Here is an 8,145-nt window from a genome sequence, read left to right as displayed (position 1 = left end):
CCGTCTCGCTCACCGACCAGGACGGCCAGAACGCCACCGGCACGCTCTCGGCCAATATCGTCGACGATGTGCCGACGCTCAACAGCGTGCAGAGCCAGCAGGCCAGCAACGACCCCGCGCAGACGCCCGCCGTCGGGGCCATCAACCTCGTCCCAGGCGCCGACGGCGTCGGGACAGCCATGACGATCACGGCCAATACAGCCGGCCTGACCTCTAATGGACACAACCTGGTCACCGAGCAGTCAGGCAATGTGTTGACCGCCTATGCCGACAACAACAACAATGGCATTCATGATGCAGGAGACACAGCGGTTTTCACGATTACCGTGAACACTGCGGCTGGTACCTCGGGGCAATACACCTTCGATCTGCTGGCCCCTCTCGATGGAACGACGACCAAAGTCTCCATCGGACAGGGCAGTTCATTTGGAAGTGGCCCAAGCTCGTCCGTGGTAGTGCACGACACCCCCACCAATCAAGATATCGTGATGGTAACCGGCTGGAAACCGACTGGCGGCTTCACTGGAACGGAAGAGACCGATTGGTACAATCAGACCGGATCCGGTACCAATCCTACAATGACGCAACAAGATAACATCAGTGGGTCCACCAATGGATGGGGGCTTGGCAACAACAATCTTAATCAGGGCGAGTTCCTCCGTTTCGACTTTGGAACGCCAAATGATTACGTAGGATCCTCCACCAGCTCTTCCGGTGATTACAATCCACCAGCCAACCTAACGTTGGCTAATGCCACATATGCCACATTCAACCTTTTCAACTATTCCGCTGGTGACAAGATTGAGTTCGTAGCGCATTTTACCGATGGAACTTCTGCTCACTACACCCCATCTGTAAACACAACATCTCTAACAATCACGTCGCCTTCCGGTGCGCAAATTGCCTGGATTGATGCATACGAATCGTCAGGTTCCATCAAGCTCAACCTCACCGATGTCGGAGTGGTCTCCACCACTGTCGACCATACAATTCCGGTGACGCTGCAGCTCACGGACGGAGACGGGGATCAGACAGGGACCGCGAATTTTACTGTGCACGTAGCCGACGGACTGACGCCTCTTGCCGTTGCCACTCCGGTCGTACTCGATCTCAATCACGACGGCATCCATACCACCGATCTCACGCACTCGACCGTTTCGTTCGACTACAACGGCGACGGCGTTGCTTCGAAGACCGCCTGGGTCGACACTCACGACGGCATCCTGGCGATCGATCTTAACGGCGATGGCAAGGTGAATAACGGTTCGGAAATCGCGTTCACCCAGCATGCGCCCGGTGCTGCAACCGACCTTGCCGCGCTTGAGCAGCTCTATGATACCAACCATGACGGCAAGCTGACCGCCGCCGACCAAGACTTCGCGAAGTTCGGTGTCTGGCAGGATGCCAATGGCAACGGCGTCGCGGATGCCGGCGAATTCAAGTCTCTCGCCGCCCTGGGCATCGTGGAGATCGGTCTCGAAAGCAACCACCAGCAGTCGGTGTCCGCAGACGGCTCGGTCGTGACCTTCGGCGAAGCCACGTTCACAACCGCCGACGGCCAGACAGGCGCGGTGGGCGACATCGGCTTCGGCAATTATGACGGTGTTGCCTCCGGCACTTCGACCCTTGCCGGCACTTCGGGCGCCGACACGTTCAAGATCGACAATCTGAATATCAAAGATCTGATCACTGACTACCATAGTGCAGAAGGGGACAAAATCGACCTGACCGCACTGTTCGACAAGGCGCCGGCCGGCAACATTGCCGATTATGTGCACTACAACAGCGCGACCGGCACGGTGAGCGTCGACACCAGCGGCTCTGGCAACTCGGCCAACTTCGTGGATGTCGCGGTTGTGCAGAATGCGCCGGCTGCCGGCACGATCAACATTCTCTACGACGACTCGAACCATCAGCAGCATACGGCCACCATTTAGCACTTATGCGTGGCCGCGCTTCCATGCTAAACATCAGCAAAGCATGAATTCGCAATTCGGAGAGGGGCTTACATGAAACATTCCGTAAGATTGCTGGCTTCGGCCGCGGCGCTGCTGGTGGCCGGGTCGACGGGGTTCGCCGCCGACATCATCGGCGAGCCGGCGGTGAATTATTGCCGCACTGTGGGCACGTCGGACCTGGTGCTGACCGACAACATGGTCGAGCTCAAGGACCATGTGGTGAAGCTGATGGACGAATCGGTCGCCGTCGCCAACAGCCCGGAATGGATCAACTCGTCGCGTCCCGCCTTCGTCTGGGCCTCGGAAGCCAAGGTCGCCTGCGGCATGGCCTATGGCTACCTCAAGACGAACTACAAGGACGAAGACACGCTCAACAAATGCGAGTGCTTCCACGACCGCATGGTCGAGTACATGCACTGAGCTGACGGGCAAGCGGACGCTGGCCGGCTGCGATGGTGGCCGACGGAGAACCGGCGAAGGCGATCGCGCTGGACCGGTCCGCCGTTTCACCGAAACGGCGGACCGGTCCATCTCTTTGTCTTGACGCAAGTGCGAGCGGAAGGCTACGGCGAAGTCGCCGAGCCCAACCGCCACGCAGTTTTCCTGGAATTGCCCTGGCGGTCGCCTTGCTTGGCCTGGGGCAAACACCTGTCCACGCCAATTGGCTGGAACGACCGCAGCCGCAGCGGGCGCAGCCCGTGCGCTGCGACGCGGCGCCCGAGCGGACGCGCGCGACATTCAAGGCATTCGCCACCTGCCAGGCGTCGCTCTACGGCCTCGAGCCGGTGCTGGCGCATGCGGTGATGGAGATCGAGAGCGGCTTCGATCCCGGCGTGCACGGCGCCGACGGCGAGGTCGGGCTGATGCAGGTCATGCCGGCAACGGCGCGGATGCTCGGTTTTCGCGGCTCGCTCGACGAGCTTGGCGAGCCGGCCGTCAACATCGCGCTCGGCGTCAGATATCTGGCGCAGGCAAACAGGCTCGCCGTGGGCGATCTTTGCACCACCGTGATGAAATACCGCGCCGGGCACGGCGAGACCCGCTTCTCGGTCCGCTCGGTCGAGTACTGCCGGCGCGCACGCGCGATCCTGGCACGGGAAGGCCTCGACGCGACCGGGCCGCTGCCGGTGGCGACGATCGGATTCTCCGACGTCTCGACGATCAGCTTCTCCGACATCTCGATTGTCGGCTTGCCCGCCGCCGGCGAGGAGAAACGCGTCTGCGTGCGACGATCGTTCGTGCCGGGGCTGCGCTACATGAAATGCGCCGACTATCGCAGCCCGGCGCAAGCAAGGACGATACAGGCGCTGAGAGCGCGGCTGTTCGACGGCTGAAGCCATGATGCAAGAATCGCGGGACGGCCGGGCAGGCAAACGTTAAGAGAAGTGAAGGCAGACCGGGGCGAATACTGGCGGCAGATGGATGGAAGCATCAAATGAAATGTGAGCGGCACGATCCGGACCTGAAGCGCGTCGCGCCGAAACGAATCGTTGCGGCGCGCTTCAGGTCTTTGTCAGATGCATGTCGTCTCCCCAAAACCGGGACCACTTTTGGGCGACATGCATTGGGGGCTCTCGCTCTCGGCCTCGTCGCGACGCTGTGCGCATGCCAGTCCAAGAGCGGCGCGTCGGACGTGCTCGATCCGTCGGCGGTAGCGGCACCCGCCGGCCAGGCGGGCGCGCCCGCGGCGCCCGCCCAGCAGGCAAGCGGCCAGGCCTTGGGCAGTGCGGCCTTGGCCAGCGCGACCTCGGCCGGCCCGGCCTCGGCCGCCGCCGCCAAGGCCCAGCTGACGCTCGGCACGGGGCCGACCAAGGTGGCCATGCTGCTGCCGCTTTCGGCGCCCGGAAGCACGGGCGAGACCGGCCGGAAAATGTATGACGGCGCGCGCCTCGCAATGGCCGACCTCGGCGACAAGCTTCTGACGCTGACGATCGAGGATACGCGCGGCGACAGCGGCTACGCGAAGGACCTCGCGGTGAAGGCGATCACCTCGGGCACGGCGAAGGCGGTCATCGGGCCGTCCGAGCTTGCGGCCGCTCAGCACCTTGCCAAGCTCTCCGGCTCCAAGCGGCCGCCGGTGCTGGCGCTGGCCGACAATTTCGCCGGCGGCCCCGGCGTCTATTCCGTGCGGCTCGGCGAAGCCGACAGCGCTGCGGCGGGCGCGGCGGCGGTCGCCGCCAAGGGCGCCAGGAAATTCGTGCTGCTGGTGCCATCGGGCGCGGACTCGGGCCCGATTGAATCCCGGCTGGCCAACGCGCTCAGCATCTATGGCGCCACGCTTGCGGTGACCCTGCCCTATTCGGCGAGCGACGGCGGCGCCAAGGTGGTGTCCGACATGGGCTCGCTGGTCGAGGCGCCCGACGCCGTGGTCGTCGCCTGCGGCGACGGCAGCCCTGTCGCCGTGCTCGCGGCGCTGAAGGCCAAAGGCATTCCGGGCAAGGCGGTGACGCTGATCGGCACCGACCGCTGGCTCGAGCGCCCGATGGATCCGCTCTACGAAGGCGCCTATATCGCGACGCTCGACCAGAGCGAGACCGGCCCGATCGCCGACCGCTTCAAGGCCACCTACAACTATCAGCCGGACGTCAACGTGGCCTATGCCTACGACGTGGTGGCGCTGAGCGCGGGCATCGCGAGCTCCGCCGGCCCGGACGGCTTCAGCAAGCAGGTGCTGGAAAACACCCGCGGCTTCCGCGGCTCGACCGGCCTGTTCCGCTTCCGCGCCGACGGCTCGAGCCAAAGGTCGATGCCGTTCTTCAAGGTGGAGAAGGGGCGGCTGAAGCTGGTGGAGAAGTCGACGTCGGGGTTTTGAATTTCACTGGGTGAGGGCCGTTGGATCTTCTTAGAAAGCTTCTTATCCTAGCCGTCGCCGGCGCCGTGGCAGCGGGTGCCGTCGCGCTCATCGAACAGCTGATATTTGAGGCGCCAAGACCGGCCGTGTCCGACGAGCCGTCGTCTGTGCCTGTCATCAAGAAGAAGCCGGTGCGGCAATGGAACCGGCACCTGACATAGCTGCCAAATGAGCCGGCAGTCAGCCGTCGAAGCTTTTTGCCTTTCCGCCGCAGGAGCGCAGATCGTCAACCTTTGGTTAGTGGAAAAACTGCCGGAGCGGCAAGGGCCTCCCCACGATCATAAGAGGCGATCGTCCTGACGACAACAATGGAAGCAACGGCAACCACTGCACCGGCAATCACATCGATTAGGTGATGTCCGCCTTCCGGAAGTGTGCTGACAATCATTACGGCATTCAGGCACCCTGCAGACCAGAACAACCAGCGGTAGTCTCGAAGCGCGTAGACGATCATGATGCCGAGTGCGGTGTGATAAGACGGGAAAGTGACGAGACCTTCGGACCTCGTCACGAGTAGATTAAATGGCTCTCCCGATCGTAGTCTCATTAGCTCGGTGAAGTGCCACATTCCCGCTCGTACCGTGAAATTGCTGAAGTCGATTGGTCTCGGTTGGAAATACGCATAGGCTCCGGCCGCCGGCACAAGCGACATCAAGATAGCGGTTACCGCCGATGAAACCGCCAGCAGGGCGATGAACTCGGTAAGACGAAGACGCTTTGCAAAGGCCAGCAAAAGGAACAGAAGCGGTAACTGCCGCGCGAGCGCGTGGTAAGCGAAAACAAGCATTCCTGCCACCAACGGCTGCTTGTTCGTGAGATCGAGAAAGGCGCGCCAGTCGAACCCTATCGCTGCATCTAGCGCTGCCAATGTTTGGTCCATCAGCGGCCTGTCAGTAGCGGAAGCTAGATACATGAACCAGACCGACGCAAAGCTCATTGGGACGAAAAGGCAGCCATTTTTGGCAAGCGAGCGGACGGCAATGGCACTGGCCGCGATTAATCGCCCCGTCCGCGACCTGTCTTTATCAATTCGCCATTCCACGAGCATCATCGCGACAATGATTGCCGCGAGCACCATCATAACATTGGCCAATTCGAACCAATTGTCCGAATCGAGAATGACGCTGGAGCGTCGGAAAAAGAAAAAGTCCACAACAAAGAAGGCCAGCGTAACAGTTGCTATCGTTGCAGCCAGTCTGAACTCGCTACTGCGCACCGCGACGCCTCAGCCTTGTCAGTTGAGTTGCTCAAGTATTCCGGAACTGGTTGCAACCACCACAGCGTGATACATCTGCAAAACCATCGCACAGATCGCCGCCATCGAAATTGGCACGCCAAACGGCACGACGCCCTTGCGGTCCATATGCTGCACGTAGTGGCGAAACATCCCCGCCGGCAATAGGAAAGGATTCTTGACCAAAGCAGCCGTGGCGACCGCGAACACCAGCAGGAACACGGAAAACACCGCGAGATTGCTCCCGCCCACCAAAAACGGAGTTACGCTCATCAGCTTGACGTCGCCAGCTCCAATCTTGCGCAAAAGCCAGAACGGAAAAAGCGCAAGAAACAGCGCGGCGCCACCGAACGCACTGATTCCCATTTCCAACCATGAGTGAGTTTGCAATGCTTGGAACTGCAGCACGCCAAGGCCAAGGCAGAGCAACAGCAGCACGTCACGGTTGGATATCTTCTGTGTGCTGAAGTCGGTCCAGGCGATTCTACCGAGCAGCAGGATGGCCAAGCCCTTGAACACGAGCGAAGCGGTCAGCAAAACGGTCATGACCGCTCTATGTTCCTGACGCTGGAGGACAGCAGCTTGAGATTGTTGGTCACGGTCGGATCGTTGGGCGCCAGCTCATAGGCCTTGAGGAAGTTGCTGCGCGCGTCCTGCAGCTTGCCGCGCAGCAGATAGGAATAGCCGAGATTGTTGTAATATTCCGGCGTCGCGCCGAGCAGCCGGTAGGCTCGTCCATAGGCCATGTCGGCCAGGTCGAAACGGCGGATGCGATCGCAGGAGGCGGCGAGGCCAAGCCAGGCGACGCCATCGTTGGGGGCCAGCCTGGTTGCCTTGTAGAACAGAGCGCCGGCATTGCCGTAGTTCTCGGAACGGAACTGGGTCTTGGCCTCGGTGACCGCCTGGTCGGAGGCGTAGTAGTCAACATCGCTTATCGTCTTCAGCCCGTCGAAGGTATCGCCGAAGGCGGTGTAGTCGCCTTTGGCCGGCTCGTTGGTGCGGACCACCCCGCCGGTGGTGTCCTGCGTCTGGCATCCGGCCAGGAAGATCAGCAGCAGGCTGGTCGCGACTGCGAGGCGCTTTGTCATTGAGTGTCCCACGAGTCCCCGACTCTGTTTTAGAATCTAATCATATGACGCACTAGAAGAAAATGCCCTTCATGCGAATGATAACCGGCAGCATAATGATCATCAGCACCACGGGGAAGATGCAGAGGCCAAGCGGGATCGTCATCTTGACGGGCAAGGAGTTGGCACGTTCTTCCGCTTGCAGGATCCGCTGATCGCGCATCTCGGCGCTGTAAACGCGCAGGGCGTCCGTCAGGCTGGTTCCGAGCTCTTCGGATTGCCGAAACAGAACCGCCAATGCCTTCGCCTCGTCCAGTCCGATGCGATCGGCGAGTTCGCGCAATGCCTCGCGCAGCGGCTTGCCCGCTCGTAACTGCAAATTCATGATCGTAAGTTGGATGCCCAGCCATTTGTGCGTGCCCGCCAGTTCCTGGCTCACCCGTTCGACCGCGGCCTCCAGGCTCATGCCGGCATCGGCACAGGTGATCATCATATCCATAAAATCGGGAAAGGCGCGGCGATAGATTTGCTTCTGCTTTCTCTCGAAGCGATCGAGCATGATGCTCGGGATGACGATGCATCCGAGGCCGATCAGACCCGCGCCCGCAAAGGCGAAGATGCCGGGCAAACGCGCCGGAAGTACCTTCGACAGAAGGGCATACATAAGCAGAAAACCTATGGCGACCGCCCCCAGCCGGCAAAGCGTGTAGATAAGCGGTGCGCTCGCGCCATAAAAACCGGCGCGAAAAAGCTTGGCTTCGAGAGCATCGGGCTCATTGCGCTCCTTCTCCATGGATCTGAAGTAGGCTTCGACCGGTTTTTGCGCCGCGGCCCGGACGAGATGGTCCTGTCCCAGGATCGAGCGGCGATCCACGGACCCATCACCGACGAGACTGTCCGTCACCAGCCTGCGCGTCTGCATCGCGGGCAGGAAAACCAGCGCGGCAAACAGGAACAAGGTCACCGCCGCCACGAAGACGGCGAGCGACACCAGAAAGGTTAGGTCATTCGTGTTCGAAAGCAGGTTCATGGCCG

At 61.1% G+C, this 8,145-nt stretch carries 8 protein-coding genes; 4 read left to right on the top strand and 4 right to left on the bottom strand.

The window, feature by feature from the left end; translation table 11 throughout:
* The 4 genes from LB523_RS27815 to LB523_RS27800 all read left to right on the top strand — a co-directional run.
* Window positions 1-1,937: type I secretion C-terminal target domain-containing protein (locus tag LB523_RS27815; protein ID WP_224609068.1), on the top strand; the 1,937-nt coding region annotated here is incomplete at its 5' end.
* 72 nt (window positions 1,938-2,009) lie between these two features.
* A complete protein-coding gene (locus LB523_RS27810) occupies window positions 2,010-2,378 on the top strand; it encodes a hypothetical protein (RefSeq protein ID WP_224523887.1) in 369 nt (122 codons plus the stop codon).
* Window positions 2,379-2,656: 278 nt separating this feature from the next.
* Window positions 2,657-3,292, top strand: a complete 636-nt coding sequence (locus LB523_RS27805; protein WP_318012000.1) for a lytic transglycosylase domain-containing protein — start codon at window positions 2,657-2,659, stop codon at window positions 3,290-3,292.
* Window positions 3,293-3,522: 230 nt separating this feature from the next.
* Complete coding sequence (locus tag LB523_RS27800) at window positions 3,523-4,770, top strand: ABC transporter substrate-binding protein (protein WP_224609065.1); 1,248 nt, start codon at window positions 3,523-3,525, stop codon at window positions 4,768-4,770.
* Between the two features lie 265 nt (window positions 4,771-5,035).
* On the opposite strand, the gene LB523_RS27795 is transcribed toward LB523_RS27800, so the two are convergent.
* Genes LB523_RS27795 through LB523_RS27780 form a run of 4 tightly spaced genes read right to left on the bottom strand, consistent with a single transcriptional unit; the run spans window position 5,036 to window position 8,140 of the window.
* Entirely contained in the window at window positions 5,036-6,025 is a 990-nt protein-coding gene (locus tag LB523_RS27795) for a phosphatase PAP2 family protein (RefSeq protein ID WP_224609062.1), read from the bottom strand.
* Window positions 6,026-6,043: 18 nt separating this feature from the next.
* Window positions 6,044-6,589: a prepilin peptidase gene (locus tag LB523_RS27790; protein WP_224609059.1), complete on the bottom strand. Its 546-nt coding sequence runs from the start codon at window positions 6,587-6,589 to the stop codon at window positions 6,044-6,046.
* Window positions 6,586-7,131 carry a tetratricopeptide repeat protein gene (locus LB523_RS27785; RefSeq protein WP_224609055.1) on the bottom strand — a complete coding sequence of 182 codons (546 nt, stop codon included), beginning with the start codon at window positions 7,129-7,131 and terminating at the stop codon, window positions 6,586-6,588. The genes LB523_RS27790 and LB523_RS27785 overlap by 4 nt, the downstream gene beginning before the upstream one ends.
* A gap of 52 nt (window positions 7,132-7,183) precedes the next feature.
* Window positions 7,184-8,140, bottom strand: a complete 957-nt coding sequence (locus LB523_RS27780; RefSeq protein ID WP_224609052.1) for a type II secretion system F family protein — start codon at window positions 8,138-8,140, stop codon at window positions 7,184-7,186.
* Window positions 8,141-8,145 lie beyond the last annotated feature (5 nt).

Source organism: Mesorhizobium sp. ESP-6-4 (assembly GCF_020164735.1).
Taxonomy (GTDB): Bacteria; Pseudomonadota; Alphaproteobacteria; order Rhizobiales; family Rhizobiaceae; genus Mesorhizobium.
The sequence above is the reverse complement of the archived record's forward strand: the minus strand, read 5'-3'. Positions and strand labels throughout refer to the sequence as shown.